This window comes from Bacillus sp. EB01, from assembly GCF_000613125.1.
Lineage (GTDB): Bacteria > Bacillota > Bacilli > Bacillales > Cytobacillaceae > Bacillus_D.
On record NZ_HG964497.1, the window covers coordinates 3,794,491 to 3,815,389 of the forward strand.

The 20,899-nt window shown below is 42.6% G+C and carries 22 protein-coding genes; 7 read left to right on the top strand and 15 right to left on the bottom strand.

The features are described from left to right. Positions 1–36: 36 nt before the first annotated feature. The 4 genes from TY16_RS17655 to TY16_RS17670 all read right to left on the bottom strand — a co-directional run bounded on the left by TY16_RS17655 (position 37) and on the right by TY16_RS17670 (position 3,499). Positions 37–675, bottom strand: a complete 639-nt coding sequence (locus TY16_RS17655; protein WP_043933135.1) for a phosphatase PAP2 family protein — start codon at positions 673–675, stop codon at positions 37–39. Positions 676–702: 27 nt separating this feature from the next. Next, positions 703–1,428, bottom strand: a complete 726-nt coding sequence (locus TY16_RS17660) for an EcsC family protein (protein ID WP_043933136.1) — start codon at positions 1,426–1,428, stop codon at positions 703–705. 126 nt (positions 1,429–1,554) lie between these two features. Then, positions 1,555–2,766 (bottom strand): ABC transporter permease, encoded by a 1,212-nt coding sequence (locus TY16_RS17665; RefSeq protein WP_043933137.1) that lies wholly within the window; start codon positions 2,764–2,766, stop codon positions 1,555–1,557. After that, positions 2,759–3,499 carry an ABC transporter ATP-binding protein gene (locus TY16_RS17670; RefSeq protein ID WP_043933138.1) on the bottom strand — a complete coding sequence of 247 codons (741 nt, stop codon included), beginning with the start codon at positions 3,497–3,499 and terminating at the stop codon, positions 2,759–2,761. The genes TY16_RS17665 and TY16_RS17670 overlap by 8 nt, the downstream gene beginning before the upstream one ends. A 1,047-nt stretch (positions 3,500–4,546) precedes the next feature. Here TY16_RS17670 and TY16_RS17680 point away from each other — a divergent pair. Both TY16_RS17680 and TY16_RS17685 read left to right on the top strand, forming a co-directional pair. Beyond that, positions 4,547–4,975 carry an HIT family protein gene (locus TY16_RS17680; RefSeq protein ID WP_043933140.1) on the top strand — a complete coding sequence of 143 codons (429 nt, stop codon included), beginning with the start codon at positions 4,547–4,549 and terminating at the stop codon, positions 4,973–4,975. 144 nt (positions 4,976–5,119) lie between these two features. After that, positions 5,120–5,662, top strand: coding sequence for a tryptophan transporter (locus tag TY16_RS17685; RefSeq protein ID WP_043933141.1), 543 nt, complete (start codon positions 5,120–5,122; stop codon positions 5,660–5,662). 38 nt (positions 5,663–5,700) lie between these two features. On the opposite strand, the gene TY16_RS17690 is transcribed toward TY16_RS17685, so the two are convergent. Further along, entirely contained in the window at positions 5,701–5,886 is a 186-nt protein-coding gene (locus TY16_RS17690; protein WP_052342781.1) for a hypothetical protein, read from the bottom strand. 225 nt (positions 5,887–6,111) lie between these two features. Here TY16_RS17690 and TY16_RS17695 point away from each other — a divergent pair, with 225 nt between their 5' ends. Beyond that, positions 6,112–6,516, top strand: a complete 405-nt coding sequence (locus TY16_RS17695) for a YtxH domain-containing protein (RefSeq protein WP_043933143.1) — start codon at positions 6,112–6,114, stop codon at positions 6,514–6,516. A gap of 290 nt (positions 6,517–6,806) precedes the next feature. Next, positions 6,807–7,379 carry an HTH-type transcriptional regulator Hpr gene (locus TY16_RS17700; RefSeq protein ID WP_043933144.1) on the top strand — a complete coding sequence of 191 codons (573 nt, stop codon included), beginning with the start codon at positions 6,807–6,809 and terminating at the stop codon, positions 7,377–7,379. Here the strand turns inward: TY16_RS17700 and TY16_RS17705 are convergent, their stop codons facing one another. Continuing rightward, positions 7,380–7,715 carry a DUF1878 family protein gene (locus tag TY16_RS17705; protein WP_043933145.1) on the bottom strand — a complete coding sequence of 112 codons (336 nt, stop codon included), beginning with the start codon at positions 7,713–7,715 and terminating at the stop codon, positions 7,380–7,382. It abuts the gene before it with no gap. 638 nt (positions 7,716–8,353) lie between these two features. Here TY16_RS17705 and TY16_RS17710 point away from each other — a divergent pair. Then, positions 8,354–8,533 (top strand): hypothetical protein, encoded by a 180-nt coding sequence (locus tag TY16_RS17710; protein ID WP_043933146.1) that lies wholly within the window; start codon positions 8,354–8,356, stop codon positions 8,531–8,533. A 134-nt stretch (positions 8,534–8,667) separates the two neighbouring features. On the opposite strand, the gene TY16_RS25825 is transcribed toward TY16_RS17710, so the two are convergent. Then, positions 8,668–8,757 (bottom strand): YjcZ family sporulation protein, encoded by a 90-nt coding sequence (locus TY16_RS25825; RefSeq protein ID WP_081773027.1) that lies wholly within the window; start codon positions 8,755–8,757, stop codon positions 8,668–8,670. 294 nt (positions 8,758–9,051) lie between these two features. Here TY16_RS25825 and TY16_RS17715 point away from each other — a divergent pair, with 294 nt between their 5' ends. Continuing rightward, positions 9,052–9,924 carry a peptidylprolyl isomerase gene (locus TY16_RS17715; RefSeq protein ID WP_043933147.1) on the top strand — a complete coding sequence of 291 codons (873 nt, stop codon included), beginning with the start codon at positions 9,052–9,054 and terminating at the stop codon, positions 9,922–9,924. A gap of 67 nt (positions 9,925–9,991) precedes the next feature. On the opposite strand, the gene TY16_RS17720 is transcribed toward TY16_RS17715, so the two are convergent. The 4 genes from TY16_RS17720 to TY16_RS17735 form a co-directional block, all read right to left on the bottom strand. Further along, the gene (locus tag TY16_RS17720) at positions 9,992–10,168 is read right to left on the bottom strand and encodes a sporulation YhaL family protein (RefSeq protein ID WP_197028417.1); all 177 of its coding nucleotides are present in this window, start codon (positions 10,166–10,168) and stop codon (positions 9,992–9,994) included. A 160-nt stretch (positions 10,169–10,328) separates the two neighbouring features. After that, a complete protein-coding gene (yhaM, locus tag TY16_RS17725; RefSeq protein WP_043933148.1) occupies positions 10,329–11,273 on the bottom strand; it encodes a 3'-5' exoribonuclease YhaM in 945 nt (314 codons plus the stop codon). A gap of 51 nt (positions 11,274–11,324) precedes the next feature. Continuing rightward, complete coding sequence (locus TY16_RS17730) at positions 11,325–14,312, bottom strand: ATP-binding protein (RefSeq protein WP_043933149.1); 2,988 nt, start codon at positions 14,310–14,312, stop codon at positions 11,325–11,327. A gap of 18 nt (positions 14,313–14,330) precedes the next feature. Beyond that, positions 14,331–15,551 carry a metallophosphoesterase family protein gene (locus tag TY16_RS17735; protein ID WP_043933150.1) on the bottom strand — a complete coding sequence of 407 codons (1,221 nt, stop codon included), beginning with the start codon at positions 15,549–15,551 and terminating at the stop codon, positions 14,331–14,333. 240 nt (positions 15,552–15,791) lie between these two features. On the opposite strand from TY16_RS17735, the gene TY16_RS17740 reads away from it, so the two are divergent. Further along, positions 15,792–15,977: a YhzD family protein gene (locus tag TY16_RS17740; RefSeq protein ID WP_043933151.1), complete on the top strand. Its 186-nt coding sequence runs from the start codon at positions 15,792–15,794 to the stop codon at positions 15,975–15,977. Positions 15,978–16,065: 88 nt separating this feature from the next. Here TY16_RS17740 and TY16_RS17745 read toward each other — a convergent pair whose 3' ends face one another. The 4 genes from TY16_RS17745 to TY16_RS17760 all read right to left on the bottom strand — a co-directional run bounded on the left by TY16_RS17745 (position 16,066) and on the right by TY16_RS17760 (position 20,857). Further along, the gene (locus TY16_RS17745; RefSeq protein ID WP_043933152.1) at positions 16,066–16,854 is read right to left on the bottom strand and encodes an enoyl-CoA hydratase; all 789 of its coding nucleotides are present in this window, start codon (positions 16,852–16,854) and stop codon (positions 16,066–16,068) included. A gap of 720 nt (positions 16,855–17,574) precedes the next feature. Beyond that, on the bottom strand, positions 17,575–19,089 hold the full coding sequence (locus TY16_RS17750) for a coproporphyrinogen III oxidase (protein ID WP_043933153.1): 1,515 nt from the start codon (positions 19,087–19,089) through the stop codon (positions 17,575–17,577). A 376-nt stretch (positions 19,090–19,465) separates the two neighbouring features. Next, positions 19,466–20,332, bottom strand: coding sequence for a Cof-type HAD-IIB family hydrolase (locus TY16_RS17755; RefSeq protein WP_043933154.1), 867 nt, complete (start codon positions 20,330–20,332; stop codon positions 19,466–19,468). Between the two features lie 171 nt (positions 20,333–20,503). Next, the gene (locus tag TY16_RS17760; protein ID WP_043933155.1) at positions 20,504–20,857 is read right to left on the bottom strand and encodes a YlbF family regulator; all 354 of its coding nucleotides are present in this window, start codon (positions 20,855–20,857) and stop codon (positions 20,504–20,506) included. Positions 20,858–20,899 lie beyond the last annotated feature (42 nt).

Below are 20,899 nucleotides of genomic sequence, written 5' to 3' on the forward strand. Positions count from 1 at the left end.
CCAAACATAATAATGATATCAATTCTACCTCCTGCCCTACGGCCTTAGCTGTGGATACCTCTTACGGAGCCCTTCATAGACAAACAGCCCAAAAGCTGTCCAGATAAATCCAAACGCATATCCGCCAATGACATCAGATGGATAATGCACATTCAAAATCACCCTGCTAGCACCGATTAGGAAAATGATACTCCCAGCACCCAGGGCAATCCACCTTCTAGCAGATGGACTGTCATATTCTTTCATTAAAAAATAGGCAATAGATAAATACAAAATTGAACCAACCATCGCATGGCCGCTTGGAAAACTCAGGCTGTTAACATCGACCATATGCTCCAACGCCGGACGCTCGCGGCCGATTAGATTCTTTAGTAATTTATTGGCCTCATTTCCGAGTGCTACACTAAGCGCAAGAATGCCCATCCCCAAAAAGTCCCTCTTTTTCACCAAAAGCCAGCCAAGCATCAGGAGACCGACAATACCAATTCCCAGCTTATCCCCCAGCTCTGTCACTGCCCGAAAAATAGGATTAAGGGATTCAGGCACAAGCGAGAACACAGCTGAAATCGATTCATCAATAAGCAGAGGCCGATTTTGATTAATTCCTATTAATAGGAATAATAAAGCTGCGATCGAAACGACTATACCAATAAATAGAGTCTTGCGTTCTGACATGGATCATTCTCCCCTAGTTCTGTTTCATTACAAACCAGCTGGCTTTTCATTCATCAGCCTGAGCCGATACGCATTCATCGCAGTCGTACCAAGATGGCCGAGAAGCCTGTTATTGGCTACCGCGCCAACAACGGCTCCAATTCCCGGGACTAGCTGAAGCATTTTTGCCAGGTCAATATAATCTCGATACTCCTGCTGGAATTCCCTCCAGTCCATATCCGCAACCGTCCTCTTCCTTTCCTCCCAGTTGTCGATAATATCGAGGGTCTCGAAGCGCGTCTCATCGCTTGAAAAGGCGAGAAGGAATACATGAAGAATAAACAGCCTTTCTTCATACTCATCGGTGTCAAAACCGTATACTGAGGCAATTTCAAACAGGAACTTCATCTTTATTGTCAAAAGAAGCGGGAAATCCGCCAGTCCAAGCAGAAGGCCTCCCGCTCCGGTCCCAGCCCCTTCAATCATTGCTGTTTTTTGATATACATTTATCTTTCTTTCCGCTTCCTCATCCATTTCCTTTAATAATGGACTTGGATAAACCGGTTTTTTTGTTGTAAATCCTGAACCGGTAAGCGTGGTTTTTACCATTCCTTTAATGGCTTCAGTTAGTGCGTTATGGACTTTTTCAGGTATCAAGCCGTTAATTTTCGTCTGGGCTTTTTTGGATAGCCGGTTAAAAAGGCCGGATCGTGCGGAAAGCTTCCATTTCCATTCCTGTACTTCTCCATACACCTTTTGTTCGTATTCAGTCATTAGCCCCACACCTTTACTTAGTTAAGTACGTGTTTTACGTAGCTTTCCAACCAACGGTTTCAAAAAAACTGTCTTTTTTTATAAAAAAGTGAAAGCGCAAGTAACTGTGCTTTCACTTTCGTTAAGTTATTTTTTCAGCTTCCTGGCACTATAAAAGCGAACAAAAGCGTAGGTAAAAACTGCGCCAGAAACTGCTGCAGCCAGTCCAACAAAATAATTACCCGAAACAAATAGGGCAATCACAAAGAAAGCTGTCTGAACACCAAGGACTAGTCCCAGCAAATGCTGAAATGCTGATGTCAAGGTTGTTTGGGGGAACGGATAAAGTTCCACTAAAAAATTGTTCTGGTGATGCGAGGCCAGAGGCATAAGCTGAAAGCCGGTTAAATAAAGGAATAATAGTGCAAGGAAGATTTGTGCCGGCCCATATGTAATAAACCATATGCCAAGGATGCCAATGACAGTCAGCCTTACCGAGAGTCCAAGGTAATCTCCTGAACGCAGATAAGTCCTCGATAATAAATATAATTGGGCATTCTCCTGGCTATATTTTATCCTGGCAAGCAGGAAATCAAGCCATCTTCGCCTCTTTACGCTTTCCTTAATAGCTGGGACATCCGTAAACATATTTGCAAGCCGGTAAAAAGCATTCATCCTTTTTTCTTCACCAGCAATCAATGTCTCCCACTTCAGTCCTCTTTGCCTGGATGCTGAGATGAAATAACCGAGATAGGCTATCATCAGACCGGCAACTGGAATTAGGAATAACCATCCATCCCAGCTAAATAGGAGATAGGCAAACGCTGTATTTACAAAGAACCTGACTAAGCGTTCCATTGGCAGCTTAGTGTTCTCTCCCAGAAAGGATGCCTTCCACTCGGCTGCAATGTTCCATGCCTTGGCCGCAAGCAATATCGCTAAAATAGGCAGGAACATTCCAAAGCCAACATCGCCTGTTTTGGCAAGCAGCGGCATGAAAATTGCCAGAAGAAGCAGAATGACGTATGCCTGAATCACACCGCTAACGATTGCCGAGCGGAAAAAGTAGCCACTAAGTTTTTCTTCTACGGGGATCAGGAATATTTTATCCGGCTCCTTCAGAAAATTGTAGACAGGGCTTAGTGTAAGAATGAAACCAAATACTACTGCCATAATCCATTCTGAAGGAAAACCTGTATCCAGCGTCTTCAGCCACTCCTGATAATAAAATGCCGCGGTACCAATCAAGAACAGGAGAACAATGACCAGGTGTCCATTAAATATATATTTCAGGTACCGGCTCAAGTCTTTCATGCGCTGGCCGGCTCTCTCCTTCCAAAGCTTATTGCCGTCAAACATGGCTTTCTTCCTTTGTTAACTGAATATAAATATCATCCAATGTTGCACCTGGCATCGAAAATTCAGACCTTAATTCTTCAAGCGTCCCCTTTGCACGAATTTTCCCCTCATGCAAGATGACAAAACGGTCACAATATCGCTCGGCAGTTGCCAGAATATGCGTAGACATCAAAATGCCTGCGCCTTCTTCTTTCATTTTCCTCATAAGGTCAAGCAACGATTGAATACCGAGTGGATCAAGCCCAACGAAAGGTTCATCGACGATATAAAGCGATGGCTGAACAAGGAATGCGCACATAATCATCGCCTTTTGCTTCATCCCTTTTGAAAAATGGGCAGGGAACCATTTTAGGCGCTTCTCCATTCTGAATTCCTTAAGCAATACCGGCATTCTCTCCTTGAATTGACTGCGGTCAAGGCCATAGGCCATCGCAGTTAATTCCAGATGCTCCTCAAGAGTGAGTTCCTCATAGAGGATCGGTGTTTCAGGAATGAAGGTGAATTCCCTGCGGTATGCCTCCTTCCCTTCAAGAAAGGATTTCCCGTTTATTTTAATTTCACCCGAATGCGGCTCCATCAGACCAATAACATGCTTAATGGTTGTACTTTTTCCGGCACCGTTCAACCCGATTAGCCCAACCAATTCACCAGCTTCCACTTCAAACGATACGTCTTTTAAAACGGGGTTTTTCGTATATCCCCCAGTCAAATGTTGAATTGATAATAACGTCATGGCAAACGCCCTTCCTTACTTAAGGTTCTTTATATTTTAGCAAAAATTCCTCGATTTGCGAATGATTGTCCGTATTTTACACAAACAATGGAAAGTGATTCCAATCATACTTTCCACACCTTCGGAGATTCTAATCTATGAAGGGGAACAACCAGCGATTGTGAAGAGGGGTGTCTGTCAAAGACAGTTTCCATTCAATAAAAGCTGCTTCTCATGACGTTCCAAATGAGGGGATGGTTGTTTTGCACAGGCCACACTTGTCTAACATGCACCGGACTGCTTGACCTGCAAGCAGCATTTTCTAAAAAAATGAGGTGTTTACCAAAGAACCATCAGACTGACTTATATGTTGCCACACAACTATAAAAGTTTGGGGATGGTTAGCTTGGACGAAGTTACGATATGCCTGGACATTTCATTTCAATGCTAAATGAGGTGTTTGTCAAAGAAAATTCCTGATTGAACGCAAACAGAGATTACCCCTTCAACTGGGCGGGAACCAAACGTGTTCCCGCCCTGTTAATTGATAAGGGGCGGAGCTTCGCATGGATATGACTTGGAATCAAAGTGTTTAGTGCTATTCATTTTCGTTTTTTGAATAAATTTTCCCTCGCTTCTCTCCACCGCCTTTCTGATTGGGCGGAGCTACGCACAAATTTGGATTGGATTCAAAGTGTATAGTGCTATTCATTTTCGATTTTCCCACCGCCTTTTTGATTGGGTGGAGCTTATCGCCACAACTAGAAATTCCATGTTTCAACAATTTCCACTTAACTAACCCTATACGCCACACTTATAGCCCTGAATAAAAATTTATAACCCTTAACCAAAAATTTATCGCCGTTTTTCACAATTCCGCCCGACCTTAACATTCTGCACGCTTCTCTCAACGGCTAGAGCCTAAAAAGCCAAGCCACAAGCCATCGTTTTACTTCTCACCATAAAAGTAATTTAAATTGAAATCTACCATAATACTTGTTATTCATTTCTCTATTAGGTTGAAACTGTGCTAAAATACGGGCAAAACCGTTGAAAGGCAGTGAAAAAATGGATAACTGTATTTTTTGCAAAATTGTAAAAGGTGAGATCCCATCATCAAAGGTTTATGAGGATGAGCATATCCTTGCATTTCTCGATATAAGCCAGGTTACGAAAGGCCATACCCTTGTCATCCCAAAAGTACATAAGGAAAATATATTCGAGCTCACACCCGAAATCGCAGCCAATTTATACAGCAAGGTCCCTGCAATTGCCAATGCACTAAAGGAAGAATTCAACCCGGTCGGCCTCAATACATTGAACAATAACGGTGCTGAGGCTTATCAATCTGTTTTCCATTTCCACCTTCATCTTATTCCTCGTTTTGGCAAAGACGATGACTTTGGCCTAAAATGGGGCAATAATCAGGGAAGCTATACAGGTGAGCAGTTAGCCGAACTCGCTGGTGCAATTGGGAGCCATATTAACGAGGACTAAGCCTTATAAATAATCTGAAAACTCCTCTTCCCAATCGTTTTACATATATGGTATAATGACAACAAGTTTTTCGCTGCAGGCAAGGAGTGCACTGCAGGAGGAACTACAAAATTTTAGCTTAGATAAGCTGAGGAGAGATGAGAATTGAATACGAAAAATCTTGTGGCACTTTCTTTATTGATGGGGATTGGTGTCGTCCTTCATTCAATCATTCCAGGGATTGGAAACGGAATGAAACCAGACATGATGCTGACGATGATGTTTCTTGGAATTTTGCTGTTCCCTGACAAAAAGAATGTCCTGCTTGTCGGAATAGTTACCGGGATTCTTTCCGGTTTGACCACCCAATTCCCTGGTGGGCTGTTCCCAAATATAATCGATAAATTTGTAACTGCTTTTGTGTTTTACCTATTGTTCCTTGGGCTTAAAAAATTCAGCCACACTGTTGCCGGTGCAGGTCTTTTAACTGCTGTCGGCACATTAGTATCTGGGTCTGTGTTCCTAGCTTCAGCGGTTGTGATTGCCGGTTTGCCTGGTGAGGCTACATTCACTGCATTGTTTATCGGTATTGTCCTGCCAACCATTGCCTTGAATACCGTGATTATGGTCGTCGTTTATCCTATCGTCCAATCGGTTTTAAAACGGACCAGCTTTGTATCTCAGCCCGCCATTCAGGAACAAAAATAAGAAAATTACTGAACCCGCGCAGCCGCGCGGGTTCTTTTTCATCGTTGGGCGAGCCACACAACAGTCCCCATGAGTAAAAACACTGCTGCCCCTGCGGCCATCCCGGCAGTCTTCTTTTTCAAAAGTTGCCTTGGCGGATACATTCCACCTTTTGCATAACTGATTCCAAAATACAGACAACCCACTATGGACAATGCACTCAATGCAAAGAAAAATGATGCCACAGCATTCACTCCTATCCTACCTGTCAACAATACTTGAACACCATTCGAGAAATTCACCTGGAAAAGCTATATTCATCTAAATATATATGAGAGCATATCCCTTCGTATGAAGGAAGGTTTAGCTTATTGAATTTGTGATATTTACTATATGGAGAGATTTGGCATGCTTTTCACATTTTGGGTACAATAGAGAAAAGCGATTCATATAGAAAGGTGTTGAGGAATATGGGAGCTAAACGATTTCTGTACGGGGTCCTGCTGGGAGGCGCGGCCGCCGGAATTGCTACATTATTTACCGCCCCTAAATCGGGCAACGAATTACGGGAAGGGCTGAAACAGAATAAAGATCTGTATCTTGCTCAATTGAAGGATTTAAAGAACAGCATCATGGAGGTCAAGGATGCCTCCCTGCACGCCACGAAGGAAGGCCGGGTTCACCTCACATTCTTTGTCAACGAGGTCAATACCGCAATCAAACGCTGGCAGTCCGAGACTCTGCCACAACAGATTGAAATCCAAAAAGAAATCGGTGAAATTGAAACTGCAATCGGCCAGCTAGAATCGGAATTGGCAGCCCAGGGCCTCTCCAAAAATGAGCAGCAAGAGAGCAATGGCCAGACAGTAAAGTAACATGCAATCCTTCTCCCACATGCGGGGGGAGGATTTTTCAAACTTTACATATAATTTTTTACAGTGCTCGACATTGTTCGGATAGTATGTCGAAAAAATAATTTATTCAATTTCTAAAAATTTAGTAAATTTATATCTTTATTAATTTTTATTTTATTGGCATAATGTTAATATAGAAAAGAAAGGCAATTTTTTCATGTGTTGTATTACATGCCTAACTTTTTTGCAAACGGAAACAACTCTACGAACAGGGACAAGGGGAAAGATTTTTCAAAAGAGGTGAACGAAGGATGGCAGAAAAACACTACAATCTGAAGGGAGCAATGCTCTTTAGCCAGAGGATTGCTCAATTAAGCAAGGCGCTTTGGAAATCAGTTGAAAAGGACTGGCAAAATTGGATTAAGCCATATGACCTTAATATTAACGAACACCACATTCTTTGGATTGCGTATCATCTAAATGGCGCTTCCATTTCGGATGTTGCAAAGTTCGGGGTCATGCATGTTTCGACTGCGTTCAATTTTTCCAAGAAGCTTGAGGAGAGGGGACTCCTCCAGTTTTCGAAGAAAGAAAATGACAAACGTAATACGTATATCAAATTAACTGATTCAGGTGAAGCTCTTCTCCTTGATTTAATGGAATCCTATGAACCTGGAGCAAATTCAGTTTTTTCAGGTGCACTCCCATTAAGGGATCTATATGGGAAATTCCCGGATATCATTGAAATGATGGCAATTGTCCGCAATATTTATGGTGATGATTTTATGGAAATTTTCGAAAAGTCCTTCCACAACATTGAATGTGAATTCAACGAAGAGGAAGGAAAGCTTCGCAAAATTGGCAAGTCTGAAGAGTTGGTCTAATTAGAGATATTTATTGAGTTCTGTCATTAAAGGGACAAATACTTTTTGCCTTAGACATGCAGTAACTACCTCTCGGGAATCCAACTTTGAAGGCAATAATGATGCGAATTCCTGAAAAAGCGGATGAAAATGTAAAAATCCTTCCGCTTTTTGTTCTTCCATAACTTTGTTCATTCGCTCACACAAAGCGAAGAACTCGGCAGCTTCCCGTTCGGTAATGTTTCTCTTTACAAGGAGCTTATTCAATTCATACTCGGTTTTATCTACAGCTTCTGCCAGCAGCCTCATGTGATATTCCAACAATTGAATCCGATCCAGTATTTGCCTGCTATCCATTTACAGCCCTCGTTTCACGACATTTACCATTCTATTTTTAGCCAACAGTACTCCGTCCTTAAGAAGGGCGGGGTACTGTTGGCTTCAAAGAAGATGTGGTTTTTACCGGATTAATTGTCCGACTTTTTTTCACTCAATCGGCTGGTTAAACAAGTGTGTTATCAGCCTTACAAATAAGAGTTCTAAAGCTTTATTCATCATAAGTTATGATAATGAGATATGATGTACTTGGCAATTGTTTTGGTTGACCTATTATAATGGTCCCTTGTTTTTCAAGTACTTAATAAAGATTCCTTCCAATTCATATTATTTTAACACGTTTATCCCAACTTATAAGCAAGTTATATCTATTCCAGGCATATGAGTCATACTTCACTTTGTGTAGAGCAAAGTCTCAATTAATGGAAATAAATGTCAGTTTGATAGAAGATGTCGCGGGCTTGTCCTAAATCCAATATAATACGAATGGAAGTTTTTATATTGCCAGCCGACACTCGTGATCAATGGGGAAGTATTCGATGGTTACTGAATCCCATACTGAGTAAACTTTTGCTTGTCCCCCAGGGGCATTTCAACTTTCCTTTTTGAAGGGAATTTGATATTGTAGATAACATGAGAAAACCAAGGGGAGAGTCAGAATGTATTTTGTTTTTGCCGTTTTTGCTCTGTTTATTTTATATTCTATTAACCAATTGACCAACTCCCTCTGTATCCAGAAGGAAATTCCGGAGGAACGCCAGCCAGGCCTTTTTAGGACAATAAACGTATTGGTTACGATTCTGTTGATTTCGTCTTACATTGAGGTACTGTTTACTTAAAAACTACAATTATCGTACTTCATAAAGAATAATAGCGGTGGGGAATTTTCCCACCGCTTTTTACGTTTTGCTTTATGTTAGCGCAATTCCGGGAACATGGGCTCAAATTCCCATGTCCCTCATGCGTCTATTGATTATAGCCAGGCAGCGCCAACAATAATCAATAGAATGAACAGAACCACGATCAGTGCAAAGCCTGCACCATATCCTCCTCCACCACTCATAACGGCACCTCCTTTCAGGAAGTTACCATATACTATTCAGTTCACCATTGTTTCGAATAGGCGAATGTCCATTACTTTTACTTTTCTTCTCTTCCTTTTTACTCCATTAAGAGAAAATCCCACCTATTTTCATGGTTAACTCGAAGCCTTGTGGCAATCGGGTTTCCTGTCATTAATATGGAATATCGTTCACAGTTTGGCCCTGAAAATTTTTGGCATGTCTGTCCATTTATGTTATAGTAATGGATGTGGGTTGAAGACCTGCTGGAAATAAACTTTTAGGAGAGATACATCATGAAAAAATGGATGCTTGCTTTTGCTCTCACTGGCGGGGTTCTAACCCTTGGTGCTTGCAACAATACAGATAATGGAAGCGGCGAAGTTGTAGCTGAATCCAAAGCTGGGAATATCACTAAGGACGACCTTTACGATCTTATGAAGGACAAGTATGGCAGCCCAGCCCTGCAGCAGCTTGTATATGAAAAAGTGTTGTCTGATAAATATAAAGTCACAGATGAAGAAGTAAACAAAAAGATAGAAGAATTGAAAGCTGATCTTGGGGATCAATTTGAAATGGCTCTACAACAATATGGCTACAACAGTGAAGAAGACCTTAAGGAAACCTTCCGAATTGGACTTCTGCAAGAAAAGGCTGCTTTAAAAGACGTCGAGGCAACTGAAAAAGAAATGAAGGAATATTACGAGAACTACAAGCCTGAAATCAAGGCCCGCCATATCCTAGTCAAGGATGAAGCCGCAGCAAAAGCTGCCAAGGCAAGACTTGATAAAGGTGAAAAGTTCGAGGATGTAGCAAAAGAAGTTTCCACTGATACACTGTCTGCCCAGCAAGGCGGAGACCTCGGCTGGTTCCAGCCAGGCACTGGCAAAATGGTTCCGGAATTTGATGAAGCTGCTGGCAAGCTGAAAAAGGATGAAATCAGCGCTCCTGTTAAAACCGAATACGGTTACCATATCATCCAGGTTACTGACATCAAAGAAAAGCAGTCATATGATAAAATGAAGGATGAAATTGAGTATCAGGTGAAGGTTTCAAAGCTGACTCCTGAAATGATTGACGCAGCAATGCAGGAAGAACTTAAAGCTGCCGATGTTGAAATTAAAGACAAAGACCTTAAGAAAGCTCTTGAAACCAATCCTCAACAGTAATATATGACAAGGGGACTCCGGCTTAAACAACTGGAGTCCCCCTTTTGTTTTTTAAATGAATTCATGCTTAGGTTTGCAGGCCGCGCCTTTCTTTCTCGAGCTCGAGCCGTTTCATGTAGATTTCTCCTTCTTTTTCAATCAGTTCCCGCTCTTCCTTCCGTTCTTCTTTACCAGTCTTCACTGCCATCACCGCACTAATTGCAATACCGAGTACAATTGAATAAATCCAAAGAGGAATAATCATATCCGCTGCCCCTTTCCCTGTAATGGTTGTCCACTACAGTATAGATATTCAGTTAAGCGAAATTTATGCTTCACCATTAGCAATAAAGGTTCTTTTTTAAACAAAGAAACAGCATCCTGGTCAAAAAGAAAGGGACCCGAGGTACAGGTCTCTTGAAATTTTATTTATGGAATGTTGGTTTGTAAAATGACCGGTTATCGAGGGCAAAAACCCTCTCGGAAAATTCACCAGGCCGCACCCGTTCAAGTGCACCGTCAAGCATATTCATCTTGGCATCAAGATTATCAATGTAATGCAGGATTTCCGCTTCCTTAATCAATGGCGGTTTCGGGCTTCCCCATTCCGCTTTGCCATGATGGGACAGGACCAAATGCTGGAGGACCAGGACTTCTTCTCCTGAGATGCCCAGTTCATCGGCAGCTTTGCCGATTTCATTTACCATAATAGTGATATGGCCGAGCAGGTTTCCCTGTACGGTATATACGGTTGAAACAGGCCCTGACAACTCAAGGACCTTGCCCATATCGTGGAGGATAATACCCGCATAAAGCAAATCTCTATCAAGGCTCGGGTAAAGGCTTGATATCGCCTTTGCCAAATCAAGCATGCTGACAACATGGTAGGCCAGGCCGGAAACAAACTCATGATGATTTTTGGTGGCGGCAGGGAATTCCATGAATGCCTGTTGATGCTTTTTCATCAGATGCCTTGTAATCCTCTGGATATTTGGATTTTTCATTTCAAAAATGTATTGTGTCAGCTTTCCAGCCATTTCATCTTTACTTAATGGGGCGGTTTCCAGGAAATCATCAAGCTTGACGCCATCATGCGGGCCGGCAGGACGGATTTGCCTGATTTTCAGCTGATTCTTCCCTCTATAATTCTGGATATCTCCAATTATCTTAACGATTGCCTGTGCACTGTATGTCTTTTCTTCTTCATCCCCTGCATCCCAGAGCTTCGCCTCAATGTCCCCGCTCTGGTCCTGGAGGATTAAGGTTAAAAAGGGCTTTCCATTACTGGCAATACCTTTTGTTGAGCTTTTTATTAATAAAAATTGGTCAACCTGTTCACCAGTTTCATATTCAAGTATCATTTTCCCCATATACTCTCGACTCCTTCCGATACCATCACTATATCATACCACTTAAGGTATTTACCCCTTGATTGCTGCATGCTCCTTGCCTAGCCGATGGACTTGCCGGCCGTCCACGTGCTCGAGGAGGTGTTCATGGCAGGTAAAGAATAGTACCTGTCTGTTTTCAAACCGCTTCAGCAGCTCTATTACCCGTTTTACCCGATTTCCATCAAAGTTTACGAAACTATCGTCAATAATGAAAGGGAATGTGAATTTTTCATATATTGTCTCTGCCAGAGCAATCCTTATAGCAACATACACCTGTTCGGTTGTCGCCTGACTCAATTCATTTGCCTCGAAGCGGGTATGGTCTTTTCGTTCTATCAAAAATCCATTCCCTCCCGGGGCGAGGTATAGCTTACTATAATTCCCTTCTGTCAAATAGGCAAGATATTCTTCTGCCTTTTTCAGCATTCTCGGAAGATGGTAATCCTTAAAACGGTCTGTCGTTCGAATCAGCAGTTCCTTCGCAAGCTGGTATACTGCCCATTCCTTTGCCTCTTGCTCGGCTTCGGATTTGGCAAGACGGAATGTATGCAGCAGCTCAGAATAAATACCGCCTTCTTCTAGAATATCAATTTCATGCTGTAGCTCCGGAAGACGGGTTTGAAGGGTTTTAATTGAACCCTCCCCTTCCGCTGCCTCCTGCTCAAGCCCTATTAACCTCTCATCCACGTCGTTCATTTGCAATAGAGCCTTTCTTTCATCCTCTGAAATCGAAGAATAGGAGAGTTCCCTGCCAATATTGTCCAGCCGTTCTTTTATGGAATCAATTTTTGCCGCCAATTCGCCAAGCTTGTAAAAAGCCTCTTCATCCTCTGTTCCCGCCTGCTTTAGAAGCTGCGCAATTTCCAGTTGCCGTACTTCTTTTTCCTTTTCCTGCATCTTAAGATCCTGTTCTATTTCCTCGAGCTTTGCAGACTTTTCATTGTATACGATTTGTTTCTGTTTTTCAGCTTCCAACTCGGCCTTAGCCATTAGGCTTGCAACCATAAAGTCGTCCGGCATACTATTGCCGAATAGGCCTGACAGCCCCGACCACTTATCCTCTATCCCTGATTTAATATCTAGTAGTGCATCCATTTTTTCATGCAATCTCCGCTTTTCCCGAATGCTTGCCTTCCATTCATCAATAAGCCTGTAAGCCTCAAGAATCATTCGCCTGCCGATTTTTTCGCTGATTCTAAACTCATCGGAAAGCTTAAGTATGATTTCTCCGAGTTCCCGCTCTTCTTTTTCAATTTGCTCGAACCTGGAAAGTACTTTTTCAAATTGTGCATTTTGCTGATCAAGCCTGGCCTCAAGACTGTAAACCTTGTTCCTCTGCTGATCATCAAGCCCAAGCCTGACGGTCGCTTCACCGGCAGCAGCATGATTCATTCCGGATAATTCTTCTTCTATCCTCTGGGCTTTTTGCCTTTCTTTTAAAAGCTGAGCCTGCTTTCCTCCAGACATTTGGCTCTTGGAGAATTTAGCGAACATTGTGATTGAAAGAATTGCGCACAGCAAACCAATCCCTGCGAGCGAAATAAGCTGAACCGTAAGTCCATACCCGATGAGCAGGATTCCTATAACTAGGACAGCCATGCTAAAGGCCTTGTTTCGCTTTTGATACGATATCTCATCATTGGCGGCATCTTCAAGCAAACTTATCTTTTCCCGGGTATCCTCAAGACGCCTTTGCAGCTCTGCCTTGTTACTGACACGGGAAGCTTTTTCTAGCTTTTCGCGTTCTGGCCGCGGGAGCAACGATGCTTTAGCAGCCTTAAGCTCTGATTCAAGTTTTTCAAGACCAGCCTTTTCTTCATGAAAGCTTGTATCCAGCTGAGCCTTCAGATTGTCCAGCCTTACCCTTGTATTGGCTGCTTTCTCTACCTGCTGTTTTATGTAAATATCTGTATTGATTCTCTCTATTTCCTCTTCTGTCAGGTCAATATGGAGTTTCTCCTTCAATACAGCAATCGTCTCATCAAGACGGGAAGCCTCTTCCCTGATTTTTAACTCTTCCTGTGTTGAGCGATCATAATCGGGCCTCTTTTCAAGAATAGCTAAAACCTCAGATTCATGGCTAAGCAGCTCGTGATTGATGACGAGGTTATCAATTTCCTTTAGGAGAGCTGCACGGCGTTCCTTCAGGTTTTCGATTTGGGCCTGATACGGTCCAATCATCTGCTTCAAGGAGCTTAGCCGTTCCATACCCCTAGAAGGAAACTCAAACTTATCATACGTTTGAAGTTCATCCTTTAAAATCGCTTCTTCGCGAGCCAGATCCTCTATTCTCAACCATTCCTTAAGTTTCCTGATTTCAGCCTGCACCTCAGGGATTTTGCCCTGCAGGGTTGAAAGCCTCGTTTCAACAGCTTCCTTCTCCTTTAGTAAGGACTCATAGCGGCTGTTTTTGTCTGCTGCCTTGTTAAGGTCTGCTTCAAGGATTTTCAACTCGGCAAACTTCTGGTTTAGGGTTGGTTTTTTTCCAGAAGGCTTGAACCTTGCATCCAGCTCCTTTTGCAGCTCACTCTCTGTTTTTGCAAGCCTGTCCGTACCGAGTGTACCGGAGGAGAACAGGAACCGCCCAATATCTTCCGTTTTCATTTGATGGACATTTTGCAGGCCATGAAGGTTAAAGGAAAAGATCGCTTGGAACATGCCTTTATCAAAATTACCAAGAAGCTTTTTTACAAGTTCCTCCCCACCCGAAGTTCCGTCTGCAAGCGTAACCGCGACATCACCTGCCGCTTTGCCGCGTACTCTCTCAATAATAGCCAAACCATATTCCGGATGCCTGAGTTTAAGCCTGCCCCCATATTTGCCGCCTTGTTTAGGCTCATATCGCAGTTCAAGCTGCTGCCTGGTTGGAAATCCAAACAAGATTCCATGAATGAAGGCCATGATAGTCGATTTTCCTGCTTCGTTCTCGCCATAAAACACCTGAAAATCTTCAAGATTATCAATAAAGACATTTTCAAGCTTTCCATATCCATAAATATGAATTTCTTCAATTTTCATACTGCCACCTCCTTACTATCAATTTCCTTTGAGCATCTTTACAAGCAGCTGCTCTGCTTCTACAAGCAGCCCGGTTTGTTCCTTTTCGGTAGGCCGTTCAAGATACTTTCTTCCCGGAAGGCGTCCATAAACAGGCTCCAGCACATCAGCTCCACGTTCAAAATGGTCGGCTATCCCGAAAAGTTCGGAGTAAAAATCAGCTTCTTGAATCAAATCTTCACGGCGCCACGCAGCCTCTTCTTCTATTGAGACTTTAATTGTCCAAATGAATGAGGTCTCCTCTTCCTCTCCATCCTGGAGAATTTCAAGCACATCTTGATAAAGGCTTTCCTGTTCCAGTGCATCTGTTAAACTCACATCAGTCAATTTAATCGATAGAAGGACCCCTGCCCCCTCGGTGCGAAGTCTTTCTTTCTCCTCCTGGCAAAGCTGAAGGATATCGGACAAGTCCTTAAGACCTTTTGAGCTTATGGTTGTTTCCTTCCAGACGCAGTCGTTCACTTCAATAAAATCCAGGGAAGCTCCTGCTTCATCCAGTGTAACAAGGTAACATCCCTTTTCATCTTTTTCTTTTCGGTTCCTGCCCTGGATATTACCCGGGTACACCACTGGCGGAGCAGAAGAGAGAACAGCCCGCTTGTGGATATGGCCAAGAGCCCAATAATCAAATTGTTTGCCAACTAATTCAGGAACTGTGAATGGACAATAATTTCCATGCTCGGAACTCGATCCATCATTGCCATGGAGTATCCCAATATGGAAGTCTCCATGAATTGCCTTTATGTATCTATCGACTTTCTTCTCCTTGACATGCCTTGTAGGATAGCTAAACCCGTACAGGCATACACTTACGCCTGATTTTGTAAGATAATGGACCATTTCGGGCTCGCTGCCGAATACATGGACATTATTTGGCATAGCAAGCTTTACCCAGTCCCCGCCAAGATGGTCATGATTACCGTGAATCGCGAATACGGGGATATTCTTTTCAAACAGCCTTTCCATTTGGGCCCGAAACCTTGACTGTGCCTTCAGGCTCCTGTCTTCCCCGTCATACAAATCGCCAGCGATAATCACAAAATCGACTTCATGTTCGATAGCTGCATCGACAATTCTAGAGAATGCTTTAAAGGTACTTTCACGCAGCCTATCCAGAATAGTCTTCGGCATCTTGCTAAGGCCTGCCATCGGGCTGTCAAGATGCAGGTCCGCTGTGTGGATGAACCGTATTTTCTTCATGACACAACTCCTTTCATTTTTTAAAGTAATGCTCCTGTATCCCCACCAAAGTCTAAATGAACCGACTCAAGCAGGATATAAAAATGCCCGGCATTGCAGCACTCGACGCTTGCTGTATTTCCTTTATTCTATCATCTCAAAAAGACGAATGCACGTTCTGTTTTGTAGAGGCTCTCATTCTTTACGGAATAGTGCCGGATATGCAAAAATGGGGATACAAAGGACTGGGGAGGGAATGGATTGAAAACGTATAAGTTGACGGTTTTTGAACAAGACGGGGAAAAGCTTCTTGACGATTCATTTCAAGCAGAAAACGACGATCAAGCAAAGGAAATTGGAATGAAGGCACTGGAAGAAAAGGGCTTTTCCGAGAAGACATATCGCTGCACATCACCTGCCGGAAAGCTGATTTTATTTCATTCCTGATTTTGGCGTGCCTCTGAAATATAGTTTAACGAAACATAAGAATGACGCCCAGAGTTTTGTCACTTTGAGCGTCATTTTTTTAAAAAAATTATTTACCAATGAATTTTGGCTTACGTTTCTCGGTAAATGCCAGGATTCCTTCTTTATGGTCCTTAGTTTCCCTCATTTTTCGCTGTGCATATTTTTCAAGCTCAAGCACCTTGAGAAGATGCGGGCGATTCAGTTCTGCGAGGATTTTCTTTGTTTTAATCATTGCTTGAATCGGCTGCTGCAAATAGTCATCAATTCTTTCCTGCAGGATTTCCTCAAGATTATCCGCAACCTCATGAATAAGGCCTTTTTCAAGGGCTTCATTTGCACTCAACGTCTTTCCTTCCCAAATTAGCTGCTTTGCCTTCATCTCTCCCAGGTATTTTGTCAGGAAAAAGTGTGCCCCGCCATCAGGAATTAAGCCGATCCCAATGAAATTCATCGCAAGCTTTGCATGTTTTCCGGCGATAATATGATCCGTTGCCAGCGCGATGCTAAAACCAAGGCCGGCTGCCGCACCCGAAACAGCACTGATTGTGATTTTTGGAAGACTGTACAACGTAATAATCAACTCATTAATGCAATCCATGATCGAAAAGAATTCATATTCATCATTCAGGGACAACATCGCCTTTATATCCCCGCCTGATGAAAACGCCCTTTCGGTGCCCGTAAGGACAACAACGTCAATATCATCGGAATCGCTAATCTCCTTAAGCCTTCCAATTAGCCCTTTAATCATTTCTTTATCCAGGGCATTCATGGTTTCAGGCTTGTTCATCTTTACCGTCGCAACTCGACCGTCCACGGAAACGCTTACTTTTTCCGTTAAACCATTTAAAGACAACCCCATCGCCTCCCTATTGTTATCTTACCTTCATTATACTTCTTGTGACTAAAAGAAGTAAGAATTTTCCCAAAAAAGGAATCGCTTTTTATTCTTTGTTGAATTTTTTCTTTGGCTATCTCCATAGGTAAGTTTTTTAACTCTGGAAACACTATCATTCTATGTCCAATTCAAGAGGGAAAATCTTACAAGTTAATGAACAAAGCGCAAGTACCTTCTTGATAGGCAAAGGGTGACTTACGACAGGAAAAACACTGCTGGGAATGCCTTGTCCCAAATCGGTAACCAGCGAATGTAAAATAAGCGGAGGTTTTCCGGTTATTTGCAAAATGGAAATCGTATCGGTGTAGATAAGGGGAGATTTTCCGGTTATGCAAAGTAATAGCTCCCGTTTTGATATATTTTGAAGTCAATAGGCGGAATCTCTCCGTCTATATAAGCTCTTTTCAATACTTTTTACTAATTAAACGGAATTTTTCCGTTTATTTATCAGATTGAGTGCTTAACCTGATCTCCGCAACCAATAAGGGCGGGCCCACTTGATTCTAAATGTAGGAACCAGCAGCTTTTTACCGACCAGCTTATAAAAACCAATATTATTAAATTGGTACTAAAAACAGATTGCAAATGACAGAAGTTTTGCCCCACTTTTTATACTTATTGTCCATCATAATAATGCGAGAAACTTTTAATATCCTTAACGACTAGAACAAACCCGCATCAGATTGACGCGGGTTCGTTTGCTTCCGAGAAAAGGTCTTCAAGTATTTTAATTTTTTCATTCGTGTAATGCTCAAAATTGTCGTTATACGATTTTGGATCTTTCGGATTGGCAAAGTGGGTAATTACCCCGGTGACTGGATGAACAAACTTGCTCGATGCTCCACAGCCAAGGCCAATGATTGTCTGCATTTCTTCCATAATGATAATATTATAAATACTCTCCTGTCCCGGGAATGAATAGCCAACATTTTCAAGATTGCCAAGGATATTTTTTTGCCTATACAAATAATATGGTTCATACCCATGCTCTTTCGTCCAGGTTTCCGCAAGTTCCATCATTTTTTCAACTTCGCCGCGGTCGGCAACCCGGTATTTATCCTTATTCTTCGTCATTTCCGAAGCGCGTTTGAAAGAGAGTGTGTGAACGGTCAGCGATTCCGGCATCAGCTTTTCAGTTTCATTGAGGGTGTAAGTGAATTCCTTTGTTCCCTCACCTGGCAGCCCAATAATCAAATCCATATTAATATTGTCCATGCCCATTTCTCTAGCAAGCTTGAATTTATCAACCGTTTCCTCAACCGTATGATGGCGGCCAATTGCCTTCAACGTTTCCTGTATATACGATTGCGGATTAATGCTGATTCTATTGATGTTCCATTTCTTAAGGACTTCAAGCTTCTCAGGAGTAATTGTATCAGGACGTCCTGCTTCCACTGTTACTTCCCTGATTTCGGTTGCATCCGGGAGGGATGTATACATTTCCTCATAGAGCATGTCCATCTCATCGGCAGTAATGCTTGTTGGTGTTCCGCCTCCGAAGTAGACGGTTGTAATCTTAATTCCTTTTTCCTTCAGCCAGCTGCCCATCTGCTTCATTTCAAAATGAAGCCCGCCAAGGAAGGAATTAACGGAGCCCTGCCGCCCATTGATCGCATAGGCCGGGAACGTACAATAAGCGCATTTAGTAGGGCAAAATGGAATGCCAATGTATATGCTTACTTCCTTTTTCAAGGAATAAAGATCCGGTACAGCCGCAAGTTGGCGATCAACAATCCGCTGCATCAAGGCTGCCTTTTCGGGAGTAATCATATGCTCCTTGGCCAGTTCCTTTTGTGCAGTTTCAGGGTCTACTCCATCCCTAAGTTTCCGATGCAGAAGCTTTGTCGGGCGTACTCCTGTAAGGATACCCCATTTCTGTGTCATGCCTGTCAGCTCTTGGAACAGCATCAAGTATACATGGGAAACAGCATTTTTCAACTGTTTAAATTGTCCTTTTTCCGATAGTTCCGGGTCAATTACAGCCTTATGCTCTGCCCTTAATGGGACATTGCTTTCCAGTACTCCGGTAACAGCAACTTCGGTTTCATTCTGTTCAAGGCTTATCTCTATAGAAATATCCGCATTGGGTATTTTATTAAAATATATTTGTGATTCTTCAAAAAATAAGTTTGCTATAAGTTGTAGCGGCCGCTCAAACCGCTGGTCGGATAGGCCGGTTATTGAAATATGCACACTCATCCACCTTTACAATTTGACTTTCTTAAGTGTACAAAATCAGGTTACCAAGGTCAACACAAGTAAAATATGCCATTCACTCACTACCTTCCAAATCAATTTTTTTGAGACAATTAACAACTGATATGAGACACAAGTGGGATAATACAGACCCAATATGAGCATTATGAGTTTTTCTGTGACTTCCTCTCAACAAATAGTTTCCAAGAATAATCATCGCAGGGACACAAAGGACAGCATCCTTGAATTAACATCGCAGAGACAGGCGCACTTTGCCTGTCGCGAGGAGTTTTTTGAATCAAGCTATTTTAAATAAGTGAATTTCGTGACCAATATTAAAAGCACAGGCTATCCGCCTGTGCCTAACTTGCCACTACTTTATGATGTTCATTTTTTTCAAGAACTCAATGGGGTGCTGCTTTCTGAAGTGTTCTTTCACCATGTAGGCAACCCCATGCTCGCCGACGGCCCGGGTTACCCAGTCAGCAGCCCGCTTTACTTCATAAGGGGCATTCCCCATTGCAACCCCGAGTCCTGCTGCCTCAATGAATGGGATATCATCCTGGCTATCCCCGATTGCGACGGCTTCCCTGCAACTGATGCCAAGCTGATCACAAATATAAAGCAATCCTGATAGTTTCGATACACCCGAGGGAACTATATCAAGCCTGAAACCTTCATTCGCTTCAGCTTTCACTTCAGTGAACATTGCTTTAAGAGCAAGGCGGGCGTCCTCGAGATCCTGTTCCGATTCAAAATAAGCTTCAATTTTCGGAGGCGCGACCGGTGTATCTGCCAATGAATCGCTAAGATCCGTTACAAATTGATGTGAATAACCAAGAGGATCACCAGAGGTGAAAATTGCCTTTGCTAAGAGATTGTTATTTAACTGCAGCTTATTCGCAAGAGAAAATTTTTCATGGACAAGACGGATCTGGCAAGAAAAACTCTCCAGAAATCTTGTAATCTCGTACGTAAGGTCCTCATTAATTCTTTTTACATATACAGGCTGGTCATCAGCATTCGCAATATACGCTCCTTGATGGGAAACAAACAGGGCCTTCAGTTTGAGCGCCTTTGCCACCTTTCTGGCGGATGCATAATTGCGTGATGTTACCAGCGTTACGCAGATTCCCTTATTCTGCACATAGCTGATCGCTTCCTTTGTGGATTTATGAAGCTTTCCGGCGCTATCCACAAGCGTTCCGTCTATATTTAGCGCAAGCATACGATAAATCATGGTTGGTGCCCCCTGTCCTGATGGAATCATCCTTATTCACTTTTATGAGAAACAGGTTTTTTCTAGAACAATAGGCCCAAAATAAAATCTGCCTGATAAATTTGTAGGGATTGTCTGAAAAACACAAAAAACCCGGCACGATATGCACCGGATTCTCCACTCATTCAATTCTTACTGCTGCAGAGGGCCGTATAAATCCTCAAGCGGCTTCATGATAATTTTGTTCAGCTCACCAATCACCATGCCCATTCTCTGCTCAGTCTCCATCAAACGTGAAATCGTTGGATGCTGCTGAACAAGCGCAACTGACTTCTGAGCTTGATCCACTTCTTCCTGGCTGATTGGCTGTCCAGACATTTGCTTTTGCTGCAGATTCATTTGAATTTGCCTGAAGTTCTCAAACATTGTGCGTGCAGAGGGGTCTGCATTCACTTCATCATAAACCTGCCTTAATTGTTTATACTCATTACTTTCCCGAATGGCTTTTTCAAGCTCATTTGCGGCATCATAGAAATTTCCAGCCATGAAAACACTCCTTAAATTAAATTACATTCCTGTCCACTATAC

Excerpts from the sequence above, each read along its gene's own strand:
- TY16_RS17655 (WP_043933135.1), bottom strand. The coding sequence starts at position 675 with ATGTCAGAACGCAAGACTCTATTTATTGGTATAGTCGTTTCGATCGCA.
- TY16_RS17660 (WP_043933136.1), bottom strand. The coding sequence starts at position 1,428 with ATGACTGAATACGAACAAAAGGTGTATGGAGAAGTACAGGAATGGAAA.
- TY16_RS17665 (WP_043933137.1), bottom strand. The coding sequence starts at position 2,766 with ATGTTTGACGGCAATAAGCTTTGGAAGGAGAGAGCCGGCCAGCGCATG.
- TY16_RS17670 (WP_043933138.1), bottom strand. The coding sequence starts at position 3,499 with ATGACGTTATTATCAATTCAACATTTGACTGGGGGATATACGAAAAAC.
- TY16_RS17680 (WP_043933140.1), top strand. The coding sequence starts at position 4,547 with ATGGATAACTGTATTTTTTGCAAAATTGTAAAAGGTGAGATCCCATCA.
- TY16_RS17695 (WP_043933143.1), top strand. The coding sequence starts at position 6,112 with ATGGGAGCTAAACGATTTCTGTACGGGGTCCTGCTGGGAGGCGCGGCC.
- TY16_RS17700 (WP_043933144.1), top strand. The coding sequence starts at position 6,807 with ATGGCAGAAAAACACTACAATCTGAAGGGAGCAATGCTCTTTAGCCAG.
- TY16_RS17705 (WP_043933145.1), bottom strand. The coding sequence starts at position 7,715 with ATGGATAGCAGGCAAATACTGGATCGGATTCAATTGTTGGAATATCAC.
- TY16_RS17710 (WP_043933146.1), top strand. The coding sequence starts at position 8,354 with ATGTATTTTGTTTTTGCCGTTTTTGCTCTGTTTATTTTATATTCTATT.
- TY16_RS25825 (WP_081773027.1), bottom strand. The coding sequence starts at position 8,757 with ATGAGTGGTGGAGGAGGATATGGTGCAGGCTTTGCACTGATCGTGGTT.
- TY16_RS17715 (WP_043933147.1), top strand. The coding sequence starts at position 9,052 with ATGAAAAAATGGATGCTTGCTTTTGCTCTCACTGGCGGGGTTCTAACC.
- TY16_RS17720 (WP_197028417.1), bottom strand. The coding sequence starts at position 10,168 with ATGATTATTCCTCTTTGGATTTATTCAATTGTACTCGGTATTGCAATT.
- yhaM (WP_043933148.1), bottom strand. The coding sequence starts at position 11,273 with ATGGGGAAAATGATACTTGAATATGAAACTGGTGAACAGGTTGACCAA.
- TY16_RS17730 (WP_043933149.1), bottom strand. The coding sequence starts at position 14,312 with ATGAAAATTGAAGAAATTCATATTTATGGATATGGAAAGCTTGAAAAT.
- TY16_RS17735 (WP_043933150.1), bottom strand. The coding sequence starts at position 15,551 with ATGAAGAAAATACGGTTCATCCACACAGCGGACCTGCATCTTGACAGC.
- TY16_RS17755 (WP_043933154.1), bottom strand. The coding sequence starts at position 20,332 with ATGATTTATCGTATGCTTGCGCTAAATATAGACGGAACGCTTGTGGAT.
- TY16_RS17760 (WP_043933155.1), bottom strand. The coding sequence starts at position 20,857 with ATGGCTGGAAATTTCTATGATGCCGCAAATGAGCTTGAAAAAGCCATT.